The sequence below is a fragment of the Ruegeria sp. HKCCD4315 genome, assembly GCF_013112245.1.
In the GTDB taxonomy this organism is placed as follows: domain Bacteria; phylum Pseudomonadota; class Alphaproteobacteria; order Rhodobacterales; family Rhodobacteraceae; genus Ruegeria.
Window position 1 is genome coordinate 81,423 of record NZ_WVRN01000001.1, and the last position, 22,735, is coordinate 104,157.

The 22,735-nt window shown below is 53.0% G+C and carries 27 protein-coding genes; 16 read left to right on the forward strand and 11 right to left on the reverse strand.

The features are described from left to right. Positions 1 to 20: 20 nt before the first annotated feature. From GS646_RS00375 to GS646_RS00385, 3 genes are all read right to left on the reverse strand, one after another. On the reverse strand, positions 21 to 635 hold the full coding sequence (locus GS646_RS00375) for a hypothetical protein (protein WP_170568101.1): 615 nt from the start codon (positions 633 to 635) through the stop codon (positions 21 to 23). Positions 636 to 690: 55 nt separating this feature from the next. Further along, positions 691 to 990, reverse strand: coding sequence for a hypothetical protein (locus GS646_RS00380; RefSeq protein ID WP_171648752.1), 300 nt, complete (start codon positions 988 to 990; stop codon positions 691 to 693). Between the two features lie 363 nt (positions 991 to 1,353). Next, positions 1,354 to 1,653: a hypothetical protein gene (locus tag GS646_RS00385; protein ID WP_171187940.1), complete on the reverse strand. Its 300-nt coding sequence runs from the start codon at positions 1,651 to 1,653 to the stop codon at positions 1,354 to 1,356. Positions 1,654 to 2,223: 570 nt separating this feature from the next. On the opposite strand from GS646_RS00385, the gene GS646_RS00390 reads away from it, so the two are divergent. The 8 genes from GS646_RS00390 to GS646_RS00425 all read left to right on the forward strand — a co-directional run bounded on the left by GS646_RS00390 (position 2,224) and on the right by GS646_RS00425 (position 8,245). Continuing rightward, complete coding sequence (locus GS646_RS00390) at positions 2,224 to 2,739, forward strand: DUF805 domain-containing protein (RefSeq protein WP_171648754.1); 516 nt, start codon at positions 2,224 to 2,226, stop codon at positions 2,737 to 2,739. A gap of 110 nt (positions 2,740 to 2,849) precedes the next feature. Beyond that, the gene (locus GS646_RS00395) at positions 2,850 to 3,584 is read left to right on the forward strand and encodes a hypothetical protein (RefSeq protein ID WP_253746781.1); all 735 of its coding nucleotides are present in this window, start codon (positions 2,850 to 2,852) and stop codon (positions 3,582 to 3,584) included. A gap of 37 nt (positions 3,585 to 3,621) precedes the next feature. Continuing rightward, entirely contained in the window at positions 3,622 to 4,104 is a 483-nt protein-coding gene (locus tag GS646_RS00400; RefSeq protein ID WP_253746783.1) for a hypothetical protein, read from the forward strand. A gap of 491 nt (positions 4,105 to 4,595) precedes the next feature. Then, positions 4,596 to 5,099 carry an aggregation factor core gene (locus tag GS646_RS00405; RefSeq protein ID WP_171187997.1) on the forward strand — a complete coding sequence of 168 codons (504 nt, stop codon included), beginning with the start codon at positions 4,596 to 4,598 and terminating at the stop codon, positions 5,097 to 5,099. Between the two features lie 13 nt (positions 5,100 to 5,112). Then, positions 5,113 to 5,565: a TspO/MBR family protein gene (locus tag GS646_RS00410; protein WP_171648760.1), complete on the forward strand. Its 453-nt coding sequence runs from the start codon at positions 5,113 to 5,115 to the stop codon at positions 5,563 to 5,565. An 11-nt stretch (positions 5,566 to 5,576) separates the two neighbouring features. After that, positions 5,577 to 6,131 carry a CIA30 family protein gene (locus tag GS646_RS00415; protein ID WP_216600517.1) on the forward strand — a complete coding sequence of 185 codons (555 nt, stop codon included), beginning with the start codon at positions 5,577 to 5,579 and terminating at the stop codon, positions 6,129 to 6,131. Positions 6,132 to 6,257: 126 nt separating this feature from the next. Further along, positions 6,258 to 7,430 (forward strand): adenylate/guanylate cyclase domain-containing protein, encoded by a 1,173-nt coding sequence (locus GS646_RS00420; protein WP_171187994.1) that lies wholly within the window; start codon positions 6,258 to 6,260, stop codon positions 7,428 to 7,430. Positions 7,431 to 7,477: 47 nt separating this feature from the next. Beyond that, positions 7,478 to 8,245: a hypothetical protein gene (locus tag GS646_RS00425; protein ID WP_171187992.1), complete on the forward strand. Its 768-nt coding sequence runs from the start codon at positions 7,478 to 7,480 to the stop codon at positions 8,243 to 8,245. A gap of 37 nt (positions 8,246 to 8,282) precedes the next feature. Here the strand turns inward: GS646_RS00425 and GS646_RS00430 are convergent, their stop codons facing one another. The 5 genes from GS646_RS00430 to GS646_RS00450 form a co-directional block, all read right to left on the reverse strand. Further along, complete coding sequence (locus GS646_RS00430) at positions 8,283 to 8,732, reverse strand: MarR family winged helix-turn-helix transcriptional regulator (protein ID WP_171187990.1); 450 nt, start codon at positions 8,730 to 8,732, stop codon at positions 8,283 to 8,285. Beyond that, positions 8,722 to 9,822, reverse strand: coding sequence for a nitroreductase family protein (locus tag GS646_RS00435; RefSeq protein WP_171187988.1), 1,101 nt, complete (start codon positions 9,820 to 9,822; stop codon positions 8,722 to 8,724). Before GS646_RS00435 ends, GS646_RS00430 begins: the two co-directional genes overlap by 11 nt. Positions 9,823 to 10,038: 216 nt before the next feature. Further along, positions 10,039 to 10,716, reverse strand: coding sequence for a GntR family transcriptional regulator (locus GS646_RS23160; protein ID WP_171187986.1), 678 nt, complete (start codon positions 10,714 to 10,716; stop codon positions 10,039 to 10,041). Beyond that, positions 10,713 to 11,744, reverse strand: a complete 1,032-nt coding sequence (locus GS646_RS00445; RefSeq protein WP_171187984.1) for a Gfo/Idh/MocA family protein — start codon at positions 11,742 to 11,744, stop codon at positions 10,713 to 10,715. Before GS646_RS00445 ends, GS646_RS23160 begins: the two co-directional genes overlap by 4 nt. Further along, on the reverse strand, positions 11,741 to 12,829 hold the full coding sequence (locus GS646_RS00450) for an isocitrate/isopropylmalate dehydrogenase family protein (protein WP_171648762.1): 1,089 nt from the start codon (positions 12,827 to 12,829) through the stop codon (positions 11,741 to 11,743). The genes GS646_RS00445 and GS646_RS00450 overlap by 4 nt, the downstream gene beginning before the upstream one ends. A gap of 135 nt (positions 12,830 to 12,964) precedes the next feature. On the opposite strand from GS646_RS00450, the gene GS646_RS00455 reads away from it, so the two are divergent. From GS646_RS00455 to otnC, 7 genes are read left to right on the forward strand one after another with little or no spacing between them, the layout of a single operon-like run. Then, on the forward strand, positions 12,965 to 13,972 hold the full coding sequence (locus GS646_RS00455) for a tripartite tricarboxylate transporter substrate binding protein (protein WP_171187981.1): 1,008 nt from the start codon (positions 12,965 to 12,967) through the stop codon (positions 13,970 to 13,972). Positions 13,973 to 14,029: 57 nt separating this feature from the next. Continuing rightward, positions 14,030 to 14,779 (forward strand): hypothetical protein, encoded by a 750-nt coding sequence (locus GS646_RS00460; protein ID WP_171187979.1) that lies wholly within the window; start codon positions 14,030 to 14,032, stop codon positions 14,777 to 14,779. Positions 14,780 to 14,783: 4 nt separating this feature from the next. Further along, on the forward strand, positions 14,784 to 16,295 hold the full coding sequence (locus GS646_RS00465) for a tripartite tricarboxylate transporter permease (protein ID WP_170804843.1): 1,512 nt from the start codon (positions 14,784 to 14,786) through the stop codon (positions 16,293 to 16,295). Further along, a complete protein-coding gene (locus tag GS646_RS00470) occupies positions 16,295 to 16,582 on the forward strand; it encodes a putative quinol monooxygenase (RefSeq protein ID WP_171187977.1) in 288 nt (95 codons plus the stop codon). Before GS646_RS00465 ends, GS646_RS00470 begins: the two co-directional genes overlap by 1 nt. Continuing rightward, positions 16,579 to 17,376 carry an N-acyl homoserine lactonase family protein gene (locus GS646_RS00475; RefSeq protein ID WP_171187975.1) on the forward strand — a complete coding sequence of 266 codons (798 nt, stop codon included), beginning with the start codon at positions 16,579 to 16,581 and terminating at the stop codon, positions 17,374 to 17,376. Before GS646_RS00470 ends, GS646_RS00475 begins: the two co-directional genes overlap by 4 nt. After that, positions 17,373 to 18,650, forward strand: a complete 1,278-nt coding sequence (gene otnK, locus GS646_RS00480; protein ID WP_171187973.1) for a 3-oxo-tetronate kinase — start codon at positions 17,373 to 17,375, stop codon at positions 18,648 to 18,650. Before GS646_RS00475 ends, otnK begins: the two co-directional genes overlap by 4 nt. Beyond that, positions 18,647 to 19,288: a 3-oxo-tetronate 4-phosphate decarboxylase gene (gene otnC, locus GS646_RS00485; protein WP_171648764.1), complete on the forward strand. Its 642-nt coding sequence runs from the start codon at positions 18,647 to 18,649 to the stop codon at positions 19,286 to 19,288. Before otnK ends, otnC begins: the two co-directional genes overlap by 4 nt. Before the next feature lie 660 nt (positions 19,289 to 19,948). Here the strand turns inward: otnC and GS646_RS00490 are convergent. After that, a complete protein-coding gene (locus GS646_RS00490) occupies positions 19,949 to 20,170 on the reverse strand; it encodes a hypothetical protein (RefSeq protein ID WP_171187970.1) in 222 nt (73 codons plus the stop codon). 133 nt (positions 20,171 to 20,303) lie between these two features. Between GS646_RS00490 and GS646_RS00495 the strand changes: the two genes are divergently transcribed. After that, entirely contained in the window at positions 20,304 to 21,155 is an 852-nt protein-coding gene (locus GS646_RS00495; RefSeq protein ID WP_171187968.1) for a LysR family transcriptional regulator, read from the forward strand. A gap of 154 nt (positions 21,156 to 21,309) precedes the next feature. Here the strand turns inward: GS646_RS00495 and GS646_RS00500 are convergent, their stop codons facing one another. After that, complete coding sequence (locus GS646_RS00500; protein ID WP_371732002.1) at positions 21,310 to 21,819, reverse strand: MaoC family dehydratase; 510 nt, start codon at positions 21,817 to 21,819, stop codon at positions 21,310 to 21,312. 66 nt (positions 21,820 to 21,885) lie between these two features. Continuing rightward, a complete protein-coding gene (locus GS646_RS00505; protein ID WP_171678604.1) occupies positions 21,886 to 22,677 on the reverse strand; it encodes a class I SAM-dependent methyltransferase in 792 nt (263 codons plus the stop codon). Between the last annotated feature and the right edge of the window lie 58 nt (positions 22,678 to 22,735).

The window sequence follows — 22,735 nt, forward strand, 5'->3', positions numbered from 1 at the left end:
CAGGGTCTCTGATTGATCACCTATTCAATTCCGAAAATTACGTTGTAGCCGACGGAAGAGTTGCTGCGATTGATGACCTCCACAACATGATCACCAGATTGCCAAAGCTGTCCTCGATACTCCTTGTCCGCCGACATCAATCCCAACAGTTCAGAACCATCGGGGTTGCGAATAACGTAGTCCAAGGAGCCATTTCGCGGAGCAACGCGAACGTAGAGGAACTGTTCGTTTTTGGCACCCAGAACGTATTGCTGCGACGCTCCGGGCGCGAGTTCACCAACAAGTTCTGCGCCAGTGGAACCAGAATCAAATTTGACACGTTGGCTACCAGTAGACCCGGCGGCGCCTGCCATGGCTCCACCGCCATCATCCATCGCTTCGACAACCGACATCTCGCCGATGCTTCCATCCTTGTACGCGATGCAGCGCCAAAGTGTTCCACCTGCATCTCGCAGCATGACGAGCGTGCCCGCTTCTGAGAACTCTGAGCTTTCAATCGTACCGGACTGACCGTCTGGTCCACCAACCTGCCGCAAATGGTCGATACACGCGTCGTCGGCTTCTGACATTGCAAAGGCAGCTGCGCCCGCGATTGCGAACATGGGTGTGAGGAGTTTGAATAAAACGAGTTTCATCAGATGGTTCCCTGTTGGCTTGTCCTTAGAGATTTGTTCCTTACAAAGCGGAACCTCACTTCGCTTCTCGTAACTTTGACAGAAATTCATCGCATGCCTGTGCGCTGCCGACGATCTCGCCCGTCGTTTCAATTCCTTGCAGTGACGCCATTTCGGAATTTACGCGGTTGAGGATCTGATCCGCTTGCTCGGCGGTGATAAGGTTCTCAGCTTGTGCTCCTTTCAATGTGGTGCAGACACCGGCGGACAAGCCTGTCGCAACGCCGACACCCATCGCGGCCCCACCACCCAAGGTCATCGCCCCAACGACGCCGAGGACGAGCCCGATCACAATTCCCAAGATCACTTTTCCCATGTTTTCCTCCCTTTTGGTGAGACAGAGCTCCACCTTCATTTCTGGTGTAAACTGCGAGCCCATCTGCAAATGAAAACCAGCGCCAAAATGTTGAGCATCGGAGCAATCGCTGCAAACCACGGCTTGGCGGACTCCGAAATTAAGTCCGCTACAAGTATCCAAGGTAGTCCCAACGGCAGTAGGTACACTCCGGACAAAGGGTCTCGTTCCTGTCCCAACCAGCCAAATGTGCCTGTCAAGAATGCAACCAACGCCAACAGGTACAGGACCGCGAATACGATGATGGTGGTTCTACAAACCAAGTCGAGCCTCAGCAGATCAAGCCAGTGCTGCGCAGCCGATTTCGGCTACGCGGTAGACTGCTCACAATGCGCCTTCGTCGCCCAGGAACTCGATACCAGCTGTCGCGCCATCAGTGTAAGCAATGCAATTCCAAGGAGCACGATCCTCACCAACACCGACAGTGACTTGTGTTCCCGCCTCGCTAAACGCGGATGAGAGAACCACGACTTGTGAATTGTTTGTTGTGCTTGCTACATCTCGCAAACACGCCTGCTGAGCCGGCGTGAGCTCGGCGGACGCACTGGATGTACCCGTGTCGTCACAGGCCGCTAGCAGTGTGAAACAAGTTGCGCCCGCAATCATCACCATCTTGTTGGTCATTTTCTTCTCCCTCTGAGTCTGTTGAAATTAACGAAATTGGATACGCTTGTTTGAGGCTCTCGCGTTTGGGCACCGACAGAACACACAACGTTCCTGTGACGACCTTTCCCAAAACTTGCCAAGGGAGGCTTGGCGGGCAGATCACTATTACGTTGACTGCCAAGACCTCCAACAACGTGGGATGGCCGAATGAAATCACTGGCAAAAGCTAGAGCAAACTCTGGAAAGAGGGCGAGTACGTTAAGTCTAAGCATCGCGCTCTCCCAAAGACTGATCCGTGTAAAGTGCCTTCCGGCTGCCAGCACTCACTCCAGCGACCGGAAGGGCTCGGCAAAGCGAGCAGCAACGACAACAACGGAGGTAAAATGAAAGTTGCGTCGAATTCGCATGTTTGAATCTAATTTTTAATAAATCAATATTTTTTCCGCGCGTAAACTTCGCTACCTTTTCATAGGATAGTTTTTTGGCGTTCAAACACAAAAGGAAGGTGGGAAAACCCGGAAGGGCAAGTTTGTTCTTTTAGGTAGCGAGGCGTTCTGAGGCCACACAGAAACTTAGAAAGGGTTGAAAATGGGGTTTGTGGAAGCAGTTAAAACGTGTTTCTCGAAATACTTCCAGTTTTCCGGTCGGGCTATACGCTCAGAATACTGGTGGTTCTTCTTGTTTGTGGTTCTCGTGAGTGCGGCTTTAGCGGTGCTGGATACGATCCTATTCGGGACCAACCCTGAAACGGGGCAGGGATCACGGGTTTTGTCCTCTGTTTTCCAACTGGCCGTTCTCATACCTATGCTGGCCGCCGGTTGGCGGAGGCTGCACGATACAGGACGACCTGGCTGGTACTTGCTACTGCCGATGGCGCTCAGCATTGTAACTCTTTTTGTTATGCTGGGTGGGGTGGCGTTCTTCTCGGTATTGGAGCAAGGGACCGAAAACCCCGATGCATTGCGAGGACCTGCGGCCGTCCTGGGCGTGACCGGCATTGTTGTTGTCTCAATTCTTCAATTGGTTCTGTCCATCCTGATGATCTGGTGGCTGACGCGACCTTCCCAAGAAGGCGCAAACGAATACGGCGCACCTGTTTCCTAACCTGGTTGCCCGAGTAACGGGCCGGAAACTCTGGCTGAATGACAGTACGAACCACAACACCATGGAGAGAGAAAATGAGTTTCAAATCGATTTCCATTGGAATGCTACTGATGGCAGGAGCGACCACAGCATCAGCGGAGTGGTCGTTCAACTCCGGGCCTAATCCCAATGCGTTTATTCAGACCGGAAACATGACCCTGGAACTTCAGTGTAACCGTATCCGCTTCGCTCCGGCTGGATATGAGGACAGCCAGGACATTGTGGAAAAGCAGGGGCTCTCCATTCGATTTTTAAAGAACGGCACCACCGAAGTTGGGGCATTTCAGGTTGGCTCAGAAAACGCTGCCGTGCAGATCGTCGACAACTATCCCGTCGAGGTCAGTTTCAATAGTCAAGAGGACTATGGTTTTGTACTGGACCAGCTTGCGGCCAATGCATCGGTTAATCTGTCGATGATTGATCAAGATGTCAGCTACGGAATCTTTGACTTGAAGGGTTCCAGCGCGGCAATTCGGTCCCTTCGTTCCGCCTGCGATTCAGGTGCTAACCAAGGGGCCTCCTACAAAGCACCCGAAGGCATTGTCTATTGTGGTGGCGGAGCGATAAAACGCCAAATCGAATATGTAATTCTGGACAATCCAGAGGGGGAGTGGGACGCGCGAGTAACGGTCAATGGCGAGCCGATCAGAGCCATGACGGCCTACAGTTACTTCGGAAACTATGAGCCGCCCGCCGGATTTGTCGTCGCCCTGCTTGGGGAGGACAGGTCCGAGTTTCTGATTTTTAGCGAAGGCTCGGCAAACTGGCTGGAATATGGGGACTACAGGTATGATCAGTGCAATTGATACCTCCTTCCAACCAGCTTCCCAAATAGCGCGTCAGATGAAATGTTTGCTCGCCGGGGTTATGCTTGCTTCGGGCCTTGTCTGGACCTCACCAGCTGTCGCGGCTGATGTATCGCAACTTCCGCCCGGTTTGCAGGCGAAGGTTGATCTGGCGGCACAGGCCTGCGCGGAGTTCAACGACGGCCAGTTTGACTTAGATTGGGGTGCGGTTGAGAGGGTAGATCTCGACGGAGATCTACAACGCGACTGGGTTCTGAATGAATCTGGTTTCGCGTGTTCCAGCGCCGCATCTCTTTTTTGCGGAACTGGCGGTTGCATGTCGCACTTTTGGGTAAGCGAAGAGGTGCACTCCTTGCTTAACCAAGGCTGGACGGTCGTTGATTTTGGGCGTCAACGCGTTGTTGTGGCAGATATTCATGGATCCAATTGCGACGGAATAAACCCGACGCCTTGCGTCACCGCCAGTGTTTGGGATGCGGACGCTAAGACGTGGCGTTCGTCTGCTGGCGATTGGGAATAAGTTGCATTTGGGCACCGCACAATAGCCTGAGAGCCTGTTTGTTCGATGGGTTCTCTGTAGTATGCAAACTTATGGGCAAATCGTGCAAAGTTATGCGCAATTACCGCGCAGAGTTATGGGCAAGCTTCCAAGATTTTCTTCAATGAAATCAATGTTGGGAATGCTGCGTTATGCGCGCACCTACACCGGTTGAAGAAGATCACGTTATTCTGCATTGCCACCAAATCTGGCCTGATGGTCTCAAGTGCGCAGGGATAGATATTTTTCGCCTGGATGCGACGGGAAGGTCGTCGAGCACTGGGACGTTCTTCAGGAAGTTCCAGCAAACGGCGAGAATGAAAACGGCATGTTTTGACTTAACCGTTCTGACAGCGGTGCATAGAACTTCGAAAGGTCCTGACGGCTAAACCACGATAGTCAAAGGGCATAAGTCTGATCCAAGAAACCCGCCGACGCGTATCTATCAAGAACCCATTAGGAAAGAGATAGATATGCTCCCGAAGAGTATTATTGCGGCGACCCTTGGATTGTTTGCAGCCACTTCGCTTCAAGCTGGAGTACAAATTCGCTTTATAGAAGGCGCGCCCAAAGACCGTTTTGTTTTGACAAATGTCGGAGCTTGCGAAGTAGAAGCCTCGACCCTCAAAATTGACTTGTCGCAATCTGCCGGGCGTCTGATTTTCGACGTTTCCGAAAAGGGCGCTGGTGTCGAGGTCTTCCAACCGCTTGAATTCGTTGAGGGTGCGGATGCTCTGCGGCAAATTCCTGCGGTCGTGGATGGGCAAGATACAATTGAACTTGAGATTGCCTCCCTCGCAGCAGGTGACAAACTCGCCTTTACCATCGATGTAGATGACACTATCGGGCAACGGGAAATCACCGTAACTGGGTCGGAGATCGAAGGCGCCACGGTGTCTTATACTGATGCGGATAAGACCAGCACGGCGACCTTTTCTTCTGAAGCGCTTGTTAACGTAACGACCAAGGACTGCTGAAAGCTATCCTACAATGTCGAACTGGTTGATCCGCATAGCATTCCTTGCGCTTGTGGTGGGCGGCGGCATCCTGATCGGGACACTGACTGCACCTGGCGAATGGTACGCGCAGCTTTCTAAGCCGGCTTTCAATCCACCAAATTGGATTTTTGGACCGGTTTGGACGGTGCTATATGTTTTGATCGCTTTGGTTGGTTGGCATCAGTTTGAAACAGACCGGAGCTCGACCGCCATGAAGCTGTGGTGGGCGCAGATGGGTCTGAACTTTTTGTGGTCCCCAACCTTTTTCGTACTGCAACTGCCATGGTTTGCCTTTGTCGTCATTGTCGCGTTGTTGGCTGTCATCGTCATGTTCATAGCTCAGGTCAGGACTTCAGATCGGGTTTCCGCACTGGCCTTCCTGCCGTATTTTGCATGGGTCGCATTTGCCACGGCACTGAACCTTTCCATTGCGATACTGAATTGAGAAGGATCGATATGCGTGCCAACTTCATTGGGCTTGTTTCAGGTTTTGTTATCATCGGATGCATGATGGCGCAGGCTGATGTAAAACTGACTGAAGACTTCTCCAAGTCTCCAGAGATGCGTTGGGACTACGTTGCCGACACCGTCATGGGAGGAGTTTCTTCAGGGCAGGTGCAGTTTCGTTCGGAAGGTAATGTTGCATTCGCGCGGCTGACCGGAACTGTGAGTACAGTAAACAACGGCGGCTTCATCCAGTTCCGACGCAAGTTGCCTGATCGGCCAGGTACGGGTGTATCAGGCGTCAGGCTATTGGTCCGGGGGAACGGCGAGCAATACTTCGTCCACCTTAGAACACGTGGCACGGTGCTTCCGTGGCAATACTATCAGGCCGCGTTTGCAACTTCTAACGAATGGACAGAAATCTATTTGCCTCTGTCAGGCTTCAAGGCTTCAGGTGCCATGTTACGCGCTACTCCCGCTGCAGACGCAATCACCTCAGTTGGAGTTGTAGCCTACGGGCACGATCACGAGGCCAGCGTAGACGTCAGCGAGATTGGATTCTACTGAAGTTCGCCCAAGCGAGGGGCTGCAATTTTCTGTTCAACCAATCAGATCAGGCGGCTCAAAAAATGTAAGCGACAATGCAATTCCAATAGTCTTTGCTCATCCTTTGCAAGCGATTAACTTGGGTACATGGAAGAAGTCACTCGACTAACCAAATGGATGATTACAGAAGGTCGTCGCTCCGGCGATCCCGTAAAGGTGGTGTCACAGTTTTGTTCCTCCTTGGTCGAAGCCGGAGTTCCGCTGTGGCGAGTAAACATTGGCCAGCGCTTTGCCAATCCACTGCTTATTGCTTGGGGCGTGGTTTGGACGCCCAACGGCACCGACAGCTACGATGTCACCCATGAGACGACGTTGACGGATGGTTATGTTGGGAGCTCATTTGAGTATATTCTGGCGAATAGAAAGCCGCTTCACAAAAGTCTTCGGCAACTGGACTCAGAAACAGAGCATTCATCCTATTTGGAATTTGCAGAGCAAGGCGGCACCGACTACTACGCTACTTTGCTTTATTACGGAGATGGATCGCTGCATGGTTGCACGTTCATTACACAGGCGCCGGATGGGTTCTCGCCGGAGCATCTAAGGCTGATTGAAGCGGTGTTACCTGCCCTTTCTTCCGCTCTGGAACCTGTGACGATGCGAAAATCGTCTAAAGGTCTACTTCGAACCTATTTAGGAGATGGACCTTCCGAGGCAGTCTGGAGCGGAAACATCAAGCGCGGTGAGCGAACAACTCTGGATGCCGTGGTTATGTTCTCTGATCTGCGAGGCTTTACGGCACTTTCCGAAACCTCTTCGGAAGAAGAAGTCTTCGACACGCTCAGCGACTATTTTGATCTGGTGGTCAAAGCCGTAGAAGACAACGGTGGAGACGTCCTCAAGTTCATGGGTGATGGCATCCTGTCGATCTTCACTGTTGAAGCTCAAAAAAACCATGCCGACCGTTGCAGAATGGCGGCTCTTGCAGCGCAGAGTGTGCTGAGTGGTTTGGAAGTTCTCAACACTAGACGAGACGAGTTCCAAAAACCGCCCTTGGACATTGGAATTGGGATCAACGTTGGGCAGGTCAGCTACGGTAACATCGGCAGCCCCGGCAGGCTTGATTTTACGGTTTTGGGCGGTGCGGTGAACGTCGCAAGCCGAATTGAAAACTTAACAAAATCAATTGGTCAGAGAGTGTTGGCGACGGTAGCCATTGCAAGTGCTGCACCGAACATGTTCGTTAGCTGTGGGGATCACGAAATACGTGGCCTTGCTCAGCCTATCGAGCTGTTCTTTCTCACAGAAGGGGCGCAATAATCAGGTATAGTTTTTTGAAACATCATACCTTTCCGGGAGCATCCAGAGTGTTTGCAAGAACCATAGCATTCCTGATTTTCGCTGGGACTGTTCCGGCTATTGCATTACAGCTTCGCGAAACTGGGCGCTACGAGCTCAACCAACCCGCAAGCCTTGACTATGATCCAACGTTTTGCGGTTTGTGGATCGCAAATGAAGGGCCCGAAGCAATTCTCGTTACATTGCAAGGCGATGAATTGCGCCGAATATCCAGCGATCTCTTTCGGATCAAAGCAATTGCTGTTGAAGGGGATCACTTGTTGCTGGGTGATGGTCTCGGCAGTCTTCAACGTGTCACCAAGGATGGATCACGCCTAGGAGCGCCTTTCGAGTTGGAAGGTGGGTTCGCGGATACCGAAGGCATCGCGATCAATGCCCAGGGGCAGATCGTGACCGTAGAAGATGACCCGGAACGGTTGTCGTGGTTCACTTCAGAGGGTGCTTTGACGGCGAGGTTGGATACCATGAAGCTCTCTCCGCCCTTGAGCGAGGCGCAGGGCATCGCGATTGACCCGCGTACCGGCCACATGCTGATAGTTGACGACTGGGAAGGGTCAAACAGCCTGTATGAGTTCACGGCAGGTGGCCAACTTCTCGCCCAGCAAAGCTTGTTGGAATTCGGAACCGACCCAGAAGGCATCGCCATTAGGCCGGGATCCAACCAACTGTTCGTGGCATTTGATGGTGGCGCAAAGATTGTGACATTTGACTACACGCCCACCTTGCCAGAAGGATCACCGCCGCTGCCGCCGGGCGCGGATTGTATGATGTTCTGAGAGCTTTTCTGTTTGCTTGGGCCGACGCAGGTTTCCGCTAGTCGCGCTCACTGTCCAAGGTTTCGCGTATGAGCGTCAGATTAGGCAGCGATTCATGGAACGGTTCAGGCCCGAGTTCGGACAAAACCGGACCAAGAGCTGTCGACATCCGATCCATACAAGTTTTCAGAAACTCTGCGCCATGCGGCGTCGACCGGACAATTTTCGAACGCTTGTCCTTTGGGTTGGTCTCAAGAGTAATCAAGGTATGATTTTCAAGGCTGGCGAGCATATGCGTCATCGAAGTCTTGGGCACCTGAAACGCGTTTGAGAGTTGCAGTGGGGTTTCGCCTTCGGGACGCCGGACCAGGTGGCCCAATATACCAAATTGGGTTGCGGTCATTCTTCCAGGTAAGAACGCCTCAAGCTTGGTCGAGATCAACTGATTGATGATCCCGACCTCGGTGAAGAACCGGTAGACTTCGTTGGTCTCATCTTCAGGCTTCATTCAGAATTCGTGTCTCCAGCGGCCAGCGGGGTGTGGCAATCGGTTCAGGCCCATACCCCAAACGCAACAACATTTGCACCGTGTGGCCCGGTGACGCAAGAAGCTCATGCGCGAGAACGTATTCATCGGCCATCTCAGGATACTCCTGAAGGGCCTGACTGACCGGATGTACGCCCAGGCCCATTTCGGTTGTCTTCAAGTAAAACCGCATCAATTGACGACCGGCATCAAGTTGATCGCTTCGCGTGTTTGTGGCTGTCGTGAGGACTGCGTATTGCGGCGTCGCGTCGAGCATGGCGAAGTAGCCTCGCATGTGTGACTGAGTGCCTGGGTGGTCAACGTTCATCAGGGTTTCATTGTCCAATAGGCCGGTAAGTCGCAACGTTTCCAGCATGGGATCGCGTAATTCAATCCCGTCCGGGTTGGCGTTGATTTCTGCTTTCCCGATCCGCATCAGGTCGACGGATTCTTTCAAGGTCTGCGGGGTTCGCATTTCGATTTCGAAAGCGCGTTTCGTGAGGTCTCGAATACGGGTCACCAAATCTTCATCGGTAATCAGGGTGGCGTAGTTTTCAAGGACCGACACTTCCGTCTCGGACAGCCGCTGTTCAGTGTACGGTTCCTTGTTTGAATGTCGGTTGAGGATTTGATCTGAGAGTGGATCGGGTGCTCCGCCAGGAACGAACACTGCTTCTGCGATGGGTCCGTCATCTCCATCGGGCAGTAACGTGACCTCGGTATCAAATCCCTGCGCACCTGCTGCCAGTACCATCGTCTCAACAAATGCACCGAGACCAATATAGAGCTGGCGGTGGTAAGGATCGGTTTCCGGAAGCTCGCGATCAGGATCACGGTGGATGCGCACCTTGTCTTGCCCAACGAACTCGACCAGCCAAGGTTGCAAGTTGTGTGGATTGGGGGCGAGAATCGCGTAGGACAAAGCAGCCTTGCGTGGGTCGTTATACGGTTTTGGCGTCCACGGAGCCAACGCTTCATGCGGCGTGCGTGTAGCGAGGAACGCGACCGCGCCCGTTGCCGCCAGAATTGTGCCTCCGCCTAGAATCTTGAGAAAACGTCTTCGATTTGGCATCTTGAGTCTCCGCTAGTACGATATCGAACTAAATTAATTCGAAATCGTACTATTACAACCCCAATTGATGCAGTGATTGGTTGAGTGACCATGAAAAAAGAATATTAGAGCCGCCGGACGCAACCGCCGATTACCGCGGTGGACAAGTACTCGGAGCGCCTTTGGTGCCGAAAAGAAGCAGTTATTTTAGTTGATTAACGACTGGATGCGAGAAGATCAGAGGCTGTTGAGTCGGTGCTTCTCGAGTATCCCGCAAAGCATAGCCTGCGCTTGCAGCCTGTGCTCTCGATGACGTTCACGGGCAACACCCGGTCGACCTTCACTAATCGCTTGAAAAACAACCCGGTGATCTTCATTGGATTTGACGGGTAGGGGCCTGATGAACAACGTCGTTGCGCGTGCGCGGCGCACCTGGTCGCTCATCATTGCAACAATCGCTTCGACCCGTTTGTTGCCGCCCAACCGAACGAGTTCCTGATGAAACAACTCGTCGGCCTCGGCCCAGGCTTCAAGGTCTTCGGCTTCGATGGCTTGATCCATCTTTGCAATTGATCCAGCAAGGACCGCCAGTTCATCTTCGGAATAGCCCGCTTCGGCAGCGCGCTGTGCTGCGAGACTCTCGAGTTCCGTCAGTATGTCGTAGATTTCACGCATATCATCTGATGAAACAGGCAGTATTCGCACGCCCTTTCGGGGCCGCATTTCAAGCAAGCCCTTACTTTCCAACATCAGCGCAGCTTCCCGTATCGGGGTGCGGGACATTCCAAGGGTTTCCGCGAGTTCCGATTCCAGATGGTCAGTTCCGGCTGCAAGTTCGCCGGACAGGATCATCTGTCGCAAATCCCTAACAGCGCGTTGCGTATTGGAAAGAGTTTTTGCGTCCTGATCCTTCACGGCGTCTCCAGGTTGATCTTTCGTCCCTCCGCAGCCGAGAGATAGATGCTCTCTTCGATGCGGATCACGTCCAAATAGTTTCGAGCCGTGTTTTCCAGCGGCGTACCCTTTACAAGGCCTGAAACGACGTGACTTTGCAAGGCGTGGACGCAGTCTCCTCCAAAACCATCATGATCGCTTGGAGGTAGAATCTGCTGTCGCTCCTGTTTTCCAAAACCGCGGAGTTCTACTGAGCCGTCGCCGTAAAGAACTAGTGATCCTTCCGTTCCTTCGATGAGAGCTTCGCCCATGGTTTGGCGCAGGTTTTCGGCACTGTGGTCAAGGCATCTGTTGCCATCGAACAGAGCTTTCAAACCGTTGGGGTGGTCAAACAGGATGTAACCTGCATCCTCGCCCGAGATAACGGGGTTAACTTGGCGCAAGTCCGCATAAACTGCACTGGGCGCATCGAATAAAAATCGGAATGTGTCGACCCAGTGAACCGCTGTTTCATGAACGAGGAAACGCGGCATTTCCTGAAAGTACGGCTGCCGGTCAAGGTAGGCTCGTGGTCCCTGTCCGTCGCCGGGCCGAAGCCGGAAAGTCGCTTGTAGCGGTGTCCCAATTCGACCCTCGACCATCGCCTGTTTGATTGCGCGATACCAGGGCTGAAAGCGAAAATTCTCATGCACGACAATAGTTGCGCCTTCCAATTCAGCCTCGGAGACGATCTTCTCCGCTTCGTCTAGAGACAGGCAAAATGGCTTTTGGCAGATCAAGCACTTTATTCCGGAGCGCAGTGCTGTTCGGATGGCGTCGGCCTGCGCCACTGGTGGTAGGATGATGTCCACGAGATCAGGTTCTTCGATCTCCAACATTTTCGACAAATCGTCGTAAGCCGTCAGTCCTGTTTCTTTCGCCTTGTTGATATCACGGTTGCAGGATGCAATCGGAACCGCTCCGGGCATTCGGGACCAGCTTTCGTAGTGAAACTTGCTGAAATACCCTGCACCCACACACGCGACTCTGATGGTTTTTCGAGTATTCATGCCCGAAATGCTTCCAATACCGATGAGGCTGCGTCCTGCGTTCCGGCGGTGCCACCTAGGTCACGCGTCAGGTTCTGTCCGTTTGCAGTCACCTTTTCCACGGCTTCACGCAACCGTTCGCCGTCTTTGGACAGGCCTGGGTTATCATGGGTCAACCCCAACCATTCAAGCATCATTGCTGCGGACAGGATCATCGCAAAAGGATTGGCTACACCCTGTCCTGCAATGTCTGGAGCGGAACCATGGCAGGGTTGGAATACAGCGTGATTCAACCCGATATCCGCTGACGGAGCCAGTCCAAGACCGCCCATAAGACCTGCACCAAGGTCGGAGAGGATGTCTCCGAACATGTTCTCGGTCACCAAGACATCAAACTCCCAAGGTTTTTGGACCATCCACAGTGCGGTGGCATCAACATAAGCATGGTCTGCCTGCAAATCGGGATGGTGGGCGGCTTCTGCATCAAACATCGATCTGAAGAATGCAAAGGCGCGGAATACATTGGCTTTGTCGACACATGTAACTCGACCCTGACCGCGCCCGGTTCTTTTGCGGTTCTGGGCGAGTTCAAACGCGAAACGGAACAGTTTTTCGGACACCTCACGAGTAATCAGCAGAGTTTCACGTGCTTCGTGTTCGGTAACTTCTCCAGCGCCTTGAGTGAAGAACAGTCCTTCTGTGCTTTCGCGTATCAAGACAAAGTCGACCTCTTTTCCGGGAGGCAGCGCCAAGGGGGTCATTTGTCCGCTTCTTACCTTTACTGGACGTACACCAGCGAAAAGTCCCAGCTGCTTTCGCAGATCAATCTGCGGTGAAATCTCGGTTCCGTCAGGATATCGAACATCCGGCAAGCCCATTGCAGACAGCAAAATCGCGTCAGCGTCGCGCGCAGTTTCGAGTGATCCAACCGGAAACGATTCTCCAGTTTTGGCGTAGTGGCCTGCGCCTGCCGGAGCGTCTGTAAACACCAGTTCGTAGGAAGGACTGCCGCGCGAGAGCTGACGCAGGATTTCAAGCGTAGGGGCCATAATTTCAGGGCCGATCCCGTCGCCGTGGAAAACTGCCACATCATAATTCTTTTTCATCTTAGCCCGCTTCCTTCCCGTTTCGCATTCATAGCGCGATAGCAGCTTTCACTACAGTCCGTTGACAATGCATTCTTTAATGTATACGCAAATAAATGCAATAATAAACGCGAAGCTGTTTGGGAGGACTTGGAAATGAAACTAAAGCTAGGGCGGTTGGCGGCCGCAGCCGTGATGGCGACTGGGATTGCAGGCGCAGCTGCTGCGCAGGATTATCCCTATCGCGATATCACTACAGCTGTGGTCTGGGGGGCCGGAGGTGGCACAGATACGATCAACCGAATGATCATGGCCGAGATGGAAAAACACCTTCCGGTTTCGATCAATGTGATCAATCAAACAGGTGGTGTCGCAGGCTCCAACGGGATGGTCTATGTCATGAATCAACCAGACGATGGTTATACACTGGTTGGTCTGTCAGAGTCGAACGTCACCGCTGCTGTGCAAGGTGGTTGGGATAAGAAATTTGATTTTTGGTATCCGTTCATCGTTGGCGGATCACCTGATCTGATCTCGGTTCCGGCGGAGAGTCCTTACAATACTCTGGAAGAACTGGTCGACGCTGCGAAAGCTGCTCCTGGCACTATTCCAGCGGCGGCTTCCGGCGCAGGTTCGATCCACCACTTGAACCTTCTGGCCATCGAAAAAGGGTCCGGTGCAGAGTTCAAGTTTGTTCCATACAAAGGCTCAGCGCCAGGGCAGGAAGCAGCGATAGCGGGTGAAGTTGCGTTGGTTGTGACTTCTCTAGCTGAACAGGCCCCGTTGATCGAAGGCGGTCAACTTAAACCGCTCGCGATGTTGACGCCCGAAGATGCGCAGATTGCAGGAGTTACGGTGCCATCTGCCTTTGGCATCTATGACGGTCTCGACCAATATTTGCCGCTCAAACAGGCCATCGGTTTTGCAGTTCACAGTTCAGCCGGGGACGACGTAAAGGCCGCGCTTGGTTATGCCTTCGAGCAAGCGATTGCCTCCGACACCGTCGCGGAATGGGCCTCTGCAAACAATTATGATGTCGGTGGTCAACACGGCGAAGAAGCTCAAGAGCTGTTTGCGAACCTCGAAGCTACCTTTGCCTATACCTTGCAAGATTTGGGCGCTGCCACTGTCGATCCGGCGTCGCTGGGTATCGAGAAGCCATAATCCGATCACTTTTGAAAGGGCGCGCCTGATCGCGCCCTTTCCCAAAGGAGGCAGGTAATGGAAAAACCTGACGAAACACTGATCATGCGCGCGCGCGATTTCTGGGCATCGATTGGTCTGATAGCAATTTCCACCTTTTTCCTTTGGAAGACGTCGGACATCCCGCTTTGGGGTGAAAACCGCGCAGGTGTGAGTGGATCCGATTGGTACAACTCGGCTGCAATTGTACCGCTGTTCATCTTCGGTGGATTGCTTGTGTTGTCCTTCGTCTTACTAGCCATTTCGATCCGCTCAGGTGGAGCCCAAAACGCGCTTAGTGCTTTGGGTATCGGATGGAACAAGTCGGAAGCCTTTCGAGCTTCAACAATCGGCCTTATCCTTCTTGCATATGTCGTCGGACTGGTCCCCAGAGTGGACTTCATTCTGTGTTCCGGGTTGCTAATTACAGCTTTGACGTACGGCTACTACGGTGGCCATGCTCGACGCGCTTTGGTGGCCTGTATCGCAGTTGTCACTGCTGGACTATTTGCGTTTGCTGTTTTTCCCACGCAGGCGGACTGGAACGCACACCGGGATGATTGGTTCACACTGATCCTGTGGGTCGCATTGACGCTGTTGGTGCTGGCCAATGCGACTACTGAACGCGTTTTGCGGTACGTTCCATTGGTGGCAATACTTGCCCCGCTCATCCTTGTTTGCGCGATGGCCTTTGTTTTCCGGCAGAACGTGCCCGCGCGCGGCGGGCTGATCTTCAAGCAAATCGAATACCACTACTACGTGACGCTTCGTCCGTTATGGAAAGACTGACCGGATGGACTTTATCCTTTCGCAACTGGCTGGGTTTGGGACCGCATTCGTGGGCCTGGCAGTGGACCCGCTGACCTATCTGTATTTGATCGCATCCGTGTTCCTGGGCATCACGTTCGGCGCATTGCCCGGCCTTACGGCAACGCTGGCGGTGACGATCCTGACGGGTTTCTTCGGCAACAAAATCCCGCTCGACTATTCGCTCATCGCTTTGCTCGGGGCCTATGTCGGCGCGATTTACGGGGGGTCTTACCCGTCTATTCTACTGAACATTCCGGGCACAGCAGCCAGCGCGGCAACAGCCATGGATGGTTACCCTCTGGCCAAAGCGGGCAGAGGGGGCGAAGCACTTGGGCTGACCACGACGGCCAGTTTCATTGGCACAGTTATCGGAACCATCACGCTTTTGATTTTTGTCTGGGCGCTGCTTTTGGTTTCAAAGAACATCGCAAGCCCGGAGAAAGCCTTACTGGCCCTGTTCGGCATTCTGCTTTCTGGCACTTTGATGAGCGAAGACCTGGTGATTAAGGGATGGATCGCCGGTCTAATCGGGCTTGCGATGTCCATGGTCGGGCTCGACCCTCTTTTGTCTGAACCGCGCTATACTTTCGGCTGGTCTTACTTGATGAGCGGGTTTCAGGTCGTGCCAGTCCTGATGGGAGCCTTTGCCATTCCCCAAATTATCGACGGTTTGAGGCACGTTGAGGCCGGGAAAGTTCTGGCCCTGAAAGGCCGCATTCTTCCGAACCTTCGGTCTATTCGGCGCTACCTGCCGACCATTGGCCGGTCAGGCGTTATCGGGACAGGGGTAGGAGCACTTCCCGGAGTTGGCGAAGATGTCGCCGGTTGGGTCAGCTACGGTGTCGGTAAGACTGTCTCTGCCGAGGGCAACAAGTTTGGCAAAGGGTCATTGGAAGGCCTGCTGTGCTCCGAGACTGCAAATAACGCCTGTATTGGCGGAGCGCTAATCCCACTTTTGGTGTTGGGTATTCCCGGCTCACCACCTGCGGCCGCTTTGATGGGAGCTTTCAAAATCAACAACGTGATTCCCGGCCCGACGATTGATCCCGAGATCATTCTGCGCGTGGTTGCGATCCTGGTTCTGGCCTCGCTCACGATGTTCCTGATGGGGCTTTTCACCGCTCGGGTATTTATCAAAATCCTTGCCATCCCCCAGACCATCTTTTTGCCCGTCGTTATGGTTCTGACAACAATTGGATCTTTCAGCGTTGGCGGGGGCATCAATGATCTCTACCTGATGCTCGGCGTCGGTGCCGTTGCCTATTTCATGAACCTGATGAAGTACCCAATCGCGCCGTTGGTGATCGGGGTTATTCTGGGCAGCCTGTTTGACGAAACCTTCCGTCGGTCGCTGTTCTTGTCGGACGGGGATCTTTCGGTCTTTTTTTCACGACCTGGTGCGGCCATTCTGCTGGTGCTCAACATTGGTCTGATCCTCAGCCAACTGCCTGTCGCAAAGCGCGCTTTCTCACGTCTGAAAGGACTTTCTGTCTGATGTTTGTAGTCACTGTCACTTTCACTCTCAAACCCGGTAGGAGAAGCGCTTTCTTGCCGCTGATGGTAGAAAACGCTTCAACTTCTTTGCGTGGAGAACCCGGGTGCCAGCAGTTTGACGTTTGCCTCGGCGACGATCCCGAGACAGTTTTTCTCTATGAGGTTTATGATGACAGCATGGCGTTCTCTGCCCACCTAGAAAGCGCGCATTTTCAGTCCTTTGATACGGCAGTGGCTGATATGATCGCCACCAAGGTGGTTCACCAGTATTCCAAGGTTATTCGATGAACGATTGGGAAATCCACGCTGTGAAATACGCGGATCGCAACGCCCGGACGCGCGCTGATAGTTTCATTATCGATGATAATCATGACGCGCCTCATGCGATGGATTATTTCGTTTGGGTGCTCAAACGCGGCAACAAAGTCATTCTGGTCGATACCGGTTACGACTCCGATGAGGCCGCCGCTCGTGGCCGCCCAATCGCGATGGACCCTCGCGAAGCTTTGCGGCCTCTAGACATCGCGCCGGAAGCGGTGACTGAGGTCATCGTGACCCACCTTCATTATGACCATGCAGGGGGGCTGCACATGTTCCCGAATGCTAAGTTGCACATGCAATCGGCGGAAATGGCCTTCGCTACAGGTCCCTGCATGTGCCATGACCATCTGCGTGCACCTTTCACGGCTGACCATGTCTGCGAGGTCGTAAAGCGTCTCTATTCAGGCCAGGTCATATTCTACGACGGAGAAGCCGAGATTGCAGATGGGGTTACGGTACACTGCATCGGTGGGCATTCGCGCGGGTTGCAATGTGTTCGCGTAAGAACGGCAGCCGGGTGGATGGTGCTCGCCTCTGATGCCTCGCATTACTACGAGAATTTCATGGCGCGCAAAGCCTTTCCCATCGTCGTCGATTTGCAGGACATGATGGATGGTTTCGAGACACTCGAGAGGTTGGCTTCGCATCCTCGACTTATCGTGCCCGGCCATGATCCACTTGTGCGTGAGATTTTTCCCGTCGGTGCTGCACCGCACATCCATAGGCTGGATCCAGGGCCGATGCGGGACATTGAACTATGAAAATCGGTGTCATAGCGGACGACTTCACTGGTGCGAGTGATATTGCGAACACCTTGGCGAAGGGCGTTGAGCCGGAGGGTGGATTACGAACGGCACAGTTCCCAAGTATTCCAACGACCCCAGCCGACGATGAGATCGAAGCGGGTGTGATCTCACTCAAGAGCCGCACCGCACCGACTGAGGAAGCGGTAGCGGACAGCTTGCGGGCCCTGCGGTGGCTTAAGGATCAAGGATGCAAGCAGTTCATCTTCAAGTATTGCTCCACCTTTGATTCCACGATGGAGGGAAATATCGGTCCCGTTGCGGAAGCGTTGGCCAAAGAACTGGGCGCGCAAAAAGTGATTTTCTGCCCGACCTTTCCGACCACGGGTCGCACTGTTTATCACGGCCATCTTTTTGTGCTCGGCAAGCCGTTGAACGAGTCCGGGATGGAAAACCACCCACTTACTCCGATGACGGATGCCAACATCAGGCGATGGTTGCAGCATCAGACCGAAGAAGAAGTTGGGTTGGTGCCAGTTGACACCGTGAAGCAAGGATCGGAGGCGATTACTGCTGCTTTGCAGAACGCCGACGAACGCTTTGTGATCGGCGACGCGATTTCGGATGAAGATTTGTTGGCCTGGGGCGAAGCTCTAAAGGATGCCAAACTGATTACCGGAGGATCTGGGATAGCACTGGGGCTACCCAGAAACGTCCTGAGAGAGACTTCGTCCCAAAATACTGGCGATGCAATCTCTGGTATCGCAGGGTCTGCCGCGATACTTGCAGGATCATGTTCAGGTGCGACACGCGGGCAGATCGATGTTCATGCGGAATTCAATCCAACCTTCGCCATTGATGTTCCAGCCGTCATGTCCGGGGATGTGAACACGCAAACGCTTCTGGATTTCTTTGAAAAGCATTCAGGTGAGACCCCCCTCGCTTACTCATCAGGAAGCCCGGAAGAGGTGCGCGCGATCCAAAGTCAATTCGGTCAGGAAGCTGTGGCGGAAAAGCTGGACAATCTCTTTGCTGAAACTGCCCGAGAACTTGTCCAAACGGGCTATAAGCGCCTTGTCGTTGCCGGAGGGGAGACGTCGGGAGCTGTCGCCAAGGTCGTATCTGAGGCACTGGGGTCTCCTGCCATGTCAATTGGTCCAGAGATCGACCCGGGCGTACCTGTCCTGAGCGTCGGAAAAACTGAACCCATTGCGCTGGCTCTAAAATCTGGAAACTTTGGCGCTCCGGACTTTTTCGCGAAGGCGCTCAGAATGATGGAGGCAGGCAAATGAGTTCGGATGAATCGGCTTTGCGGCAGCAGATGTCAGAGCTATGCGCCTCGCTGTTTGTGCGTGGATTTTCCGTCGGCACTGCGGGCAATGTCTCGGCACATCTTGATGACGGGATCCTCATGACACCAACCAACTCCACCTTGGGGAATATCGATCCCGAGCGCATCGCCAAGATTGATTTGGATGGGCACCACGTCTCCGGCGACAAGCCGACCAAGGAGGTCTTTCTGCACCAAGCCTTCTATGAGACGCGGCCAGAAGCGGGCGCCGTGGTTCATCTGCATTCGACTTGTGCCACTGCTCTGTCCTGCCTGGAAGACACCGATCCCAATGACTGTATTCCACCGCTTACACCATACGTGGTCATGCGTGTAGGCACGGTCAAACTTGTTCCATACGTTAAGCCGGGTGATCCGAAGTCCGGTGATTTGATCCGCGAACTGGGTGGGAAATTTAGTGCGGTTCTGTTGGCCAATCACGGGCCTGTCGTTTCAGGGAAGGATCTGTTCTCAGCGGTCTGTGCAGCAGAAGAGCTGGAAGAAACAGCCAAGTTACTCTTGGCACTGCGAGGTATGCCAACCCGAATGCTGGATGTAGCTCAAGCCGCAGAACTCAAAGATACTTTCGGAAGGATGTAATTGGTCACCCTGGGGGTGTGTGCAAACTTTTGGGAAAATCGTGCAAAATTATGCGCAAACGTTGCACAAAGTTATGGGCGAGCACACTTGAATTTCATAAATGAAATCAATAGCAGAAGCGTAGCGTTATGCGCACCTCATAAGTTTGCGTTGTTCGCCAAAAGTTTTGCGCTGCGCATTTGGCTGCAAAAGCGAGGAATTCAATCAGTTTTGGCGTAATCGTTGCGTTTATGGCGCTTTACGGCGCTCAACCCCGCAAAGAGCCTCCCTGAGGAACCTTGGGTTCGGCCCATTAGCTTGGATTCTCGCGAAGGTCTGCGATGCGTTTGCAGCAGGCTTTGCAAAGTTCGATCTGCGATCCAGAGACGTCTTTTAGTTTCTGCGCTTGCAGCCCAGATAGCGGCCTTTGCAAATTTACAAGAACGGATCAAAGGAAATTGCCTTTCACCAAACAACGAACATGCGGAGGTGAGGGCAATGAACTTTACCAGCAGGTGGCTCACTTCAATATCGTCAAACAAGGCGCCAGGTTGCACGAGAAGGTCTCGTGTTGGAAATAACTCAATGGCTACAACACAGGTGCGTGACTGCCACTTCCAGCTTGCAGCTGCATTTGGCGGGATCTAATCGCCTTATTCGGCCGATTGTCACCAAGTGTCGTCAGAACCTTCCTGGATACAGACTCATCATGGTCTGCACGTCCAGTTCACTCGAAAACGCAGCGGGATCACTCCAGATCACGTCATTAATATAGTCGCGTTCCGCGTGAAGATCGTTGGCTGTAGGCTGCGGCTTACGGGTTTCGGGGCAGGCTCTTTTGGTCCAACCGAACAGTCCATCAAATACGGTCCAGATGCTGGGTGACATTGTATGGGAAGCCATCTCATGGTCCTTTCCGAGTTACTTGCGGTGTCGCAACAACAGTAACTTTTCACCTGTTTTTCTGGTATCCGGCACAAAATTGTGCTGTTCTACAAAAATGAAGAACGGGTTCCGAAATTGGTCGGATATTCGTGTGTTCCTCTCTGTCTTCAGAGAAGGGTCGACGCTTGCGGCCTCTAGAAAGCTAAAGGTCTCCCAACCAACGGTTGCCCGACGCATTGATGTTCTCGAAAGAGAAACAGGCTTAATGCTTTTTGAGCGCGGTACGCACGGGTTCAAACCAACCCCAGAAGCCCTTCGCCTCGTTCCTCTCGCCGAAGCAATCGAGGCTTCAGTCCTTGAATTTGCCGATTGCGCGAAAGTTTTGACGTCGACACAACCCATCCGTATCACCGCTTATTCGGCAAATTTCTCCGCACGCATGATCAAAATCGTAAACGAGTTTTCCGCCGACAATCAGGATGTCGCATTCGAGTTTTTATCCAGCGTTCGAGCGCTGGACCTGACGGCCGGAGAGGCCGACATTGCTTTGCGCCTTGCAAGAACCGATCCTGATCCCGATCTTATCTGCCGGAAAATCAGCACGGCTCGCTGGTCTTTGTTCGGCGGTAGAAATTACGCGGACAAGTTTGGCTTACCGAGGTCAACGAATGATCTGGCCGGGCATCAGTTTGTTACCTTTCAGCGGGACGATGTACCGAATGTATTCCACGAATGGTTGACCAATCACGTAGAGCTGGACCAGATCGTCATGTCTTTCACTGAACTGGAACTAATGCATGCGGCGATCAGGTCAGGGCAAGGCCTTGGGATCAGCAATGTCAAGCTGGTTGAAACAGACACGTCTTTTATCCGATGTTTCGACGAAATCCCCGAACTTGCGGTGCCGCACCTAATGCTCATTTCGCCAGAAGCTTATCGTCGGCCAGAGGTTAGAGCCTTCGTCAAGTTCTTCGCACCTCGCTATGCGGCAATCTACAAGTAATGGTTAAGGCATAAGGGCTGCGGGTACGCTCTTTTGCATGTACGCCACGACCGCAATTGCGAATAGAAGCCTTATGTAGCAAGCCCAAGGATACACTTGAAGATGACAATAGGAGTTCAAATTGATCGCCGCGCCCAAGTCGCTGCAAACTGCCTTAACTCCGATATGCCATCACGTGGTGCATAACCAGGTTAAGAACTTCAACATCGTTCTGGTTAAATGTCAGGTATCGGAATTTGACCGTTCCCCGGTCTGGCTTCGAACGTGATGGTGTAATCGCCTCAACCGTGACGCGCACGCTGATCGTGTCGCCTGAATACACCGGGGCCAGCCACCGTACCTCGTCCATACCATGTCCACCCAGGTTGGTGCCGGTAAGTACACCAGTGTCGCGGAACAACCTGAAAGTAAGCGCTATTGTCTGAAATCCACTGGCTATGAGACCGCCAAAACTCGACTCTGTGGCAGCCACTTTGTTAACGTGGAAGGGCTGCGGGTCATGAACCAGTGCGAAGTCAATAATCGCTCCCTCGGTCAGCGTAACACCTCCGGTTTCGAAGGTTTCGCCAACCGACAAGTCGTCGATGTATTTTCCGCTGGCCATGGCAAAAGTATAGTTTGATGCAGACTCAAGCGTCAACTCGGAGCCACGCTGGGCCGCCACTAATGCCGCATTGTCACTTGACCATGGTAAAGATCGCAATGGAGAACTGAGTCAGTGGTCGCTGACCTATGCCGCGGCGACAAAGAGGTGCGCTTCTTGCGGTACGTGCAATACGCCTTCTTTGTCATATCTAGACAAAGCGTCTGCAACCTCTTCCACGACCTTGTTGGTGACGTCAGCACCTGCATCCCTAAGATCGGTTTCGATTGGCAGCGCCATGATTTGCGCGCGAAGATTAATAAATCTTCGCTCAAGTACCAATGGCTCGTGACGAGCTATCTTGAAGCCTGCGTCAACCAACAAGTTCGAAATGAGGTCCCCATCTCGAAACGAAAAAGGCGCTCTGGCTTTTACTGCGGCATCTGTTCCAACATGCCGTTCGAGAGCTTTTGCAAGCGCTCCATTGAAGGGCGACACTGCGCGCCAACATGTCAAAAATAGCTGACCGTCATTGCGTAAGATCCTATGAACTTCCTGCAAAGCGGTGGATTTGTCGGGGAAGAACTGAAGCCCCTGTTGTATGAAGGCATAGTCAAACGTAGCATTTTCGAAAGGTAACTCGGTTACATCTGCTGCATACCACTCGAGCACATGACGACAATCCGGCTGATTGGACTGCGCGACTTCAATCATAGTTTCGTTCAGATCTACGCCAACAACCCGGCCTTTGCCCGTCAGTTTCCTTGCAATCTCTCGCGTCAAAGCCCCGGTGCCGCATGCGATGTCGATAACACAAGTGCCGCTTCGAAGCTGAACCTTCTGCATTGTTGCTTCAGCCAATGGGCCGAACATCGCAGGCACACTATGGTTATTGTACTTCTGCGCAGCCTCTTTGGTCAGCCGGAAATTGTCCGTCATCAAAATATCCTCCTAGCAACGCGTCAATAATTGGACCACCCAAAGTGACCCAAAATCG

Coding starts and splice junctions, on each gene's coding strand:
- GS646_RS00375 (WP_170568101.1), bottom strand. CDS start 635: ATGAAACTCGTTTTATTCAAACTCCTCACACCCATGTTCGCAATCGCG.
- GS646_RS00380 (WP_171648752.1), bottom strand. CDS start 990: ATGGGAAAAGTGATCTTGGGAATTGTGATCGGGCTCGTCCTCGGCGTC.
- GS646_RS00385 (WP_171187940.1), bottom strand. CDS start 1,653: ATGACCAACAAGATGGTGATGATTGCGGGCGCAACTTGTTTCACACTG.
- GS646_RS00390 (WP_171648754.1), top strand. CDS start 2,224: ATGGGGTTTGTGGAAGCAGTTAAAACGTGTTTCTCGAAATACTTCCAG.
- GS646_RS00395 (WP_253746781.1), top strand. CDS start 2,850: ATGGCAGGAGCGACCACAGCATCAGCGGAGTGGTCGTTCAACTCCGGG.
- GS646_RS00400 (WP_253746783.1), top strand. CDS start 3,622: ATGAAATGTTTGCTCGCCGGGGTTATGCTTGCTTCGGGCCTTGTCTGG.
- GS646_RS00405 (WP_171187997.1), top strand. CDS start 4,596: ATGCTCCCGAAGAGTATTATTGCGGCGACCCTTGGATTGTTTGCAGCC.
- GS646_RS00410 (WP_171648760.1), top strand. CDS start 5,113: ATGTCGAACTGGTTGATCCGCATAGCATTCCTTGCGCTTGTGGTGGGC.
- GS646_RS00415 (WP_216600517.1), top strand. CDS start 5,577: ATGCGTGCCAACTTCATTGGGCTTGTTTCAGGTTTTGTTATCATCGGA.
- GS646_RS00420 (WP_171187994.1), top strand. CDS start 6,258: ATGGAAGAAGTCACTCGACTAACCAAATGGATGATTACAGAAGGTCGT.
- GS646_RS00430 (WP_171187990.1), bottom strand. CDS start 8,732: ATGAAGCCTGAAGATGAGACCAACGAAGTCTACCGGTTCTTCACCGAG.
- GS646_RS00435 (WP_171187988.1), bottom strand. CDS start 9,822: ATGCCAAATCGAAGACGTTTTCTCAAGATTCTAGGCGGAGGCACAATT.
- GS646_RS00445 (WP_171187984.1), bottom strand. CDS start 11,744: ATGAATACTCGAAAAACCATCAGAGTCGCGTGTGTGGGTGCAGGGTAT.
- GS646_RS00450 (WP_171648762.1), bottom strand. CDS start 12,829: ATGAAAAAGAATTATGATGTGGCAGTTTTCCACGGCGACGGGATCGGC.
- GS646_RS00455 (WP_171187981.1), top strand. CDS start 12,965: ATGAAACTAAAGCTAGGGCGGTTGGCGGCCGCAGCCGTGATGGCGACT.
- GS646_RS00460 (WP_171187979.1), top strand. CDS start 14,030: ATGGAAAAACCTGACGAAACACTGATCATGCGCGCGCGCGATTTCTGG.
- GS646_RS00465 (WP_170804843.1), top strand. CDS start 14,784: ATGGACTTTATCCTTTCGCAACTGGCTGGGTTTGGGACCGCATTCGTG.
- GS646_RS00470 (WP_171187977.1), top strand. CDS start 16,295: ATGTTTGTAGTCACTGTCACTTTCACTCTCAAACCCGGTAGGAGAAGC.
- GS646_RS00475 (WP_171187975.1), top strand. CDS start 16,579: ATGAACGATTGGGAAATCCACGCTGTGAAATACGCGGATCGCAACGCC.
- otnK (WP_171187973.1), top strand. CDS start 17,373: ATGAAAATCGGTGTCATAGCGGACGACTTCACTGGTGCGAGTGATATT.
- otnC (WP_171648764.1), top strand. CDS start 18,647: ATGAGTTCGGATGAATCGGCTTTGCGGCAGCAGATGTCAGAGCTATGC.
- GS646_RS00490 (WP_171187970.1), bottom strand. CDS start 20,170: ATGGCTTCCCATACAATGTCACCCAGCATCTGGACCGTATTTGATGGA.
- GS646_RS00505 (WP_171678604.1), bottom strand. CDS start 22,677: ATGACGGACAATTTCCGGCTGACCAAAGAGGCTGCGCAGAAGTACAAT.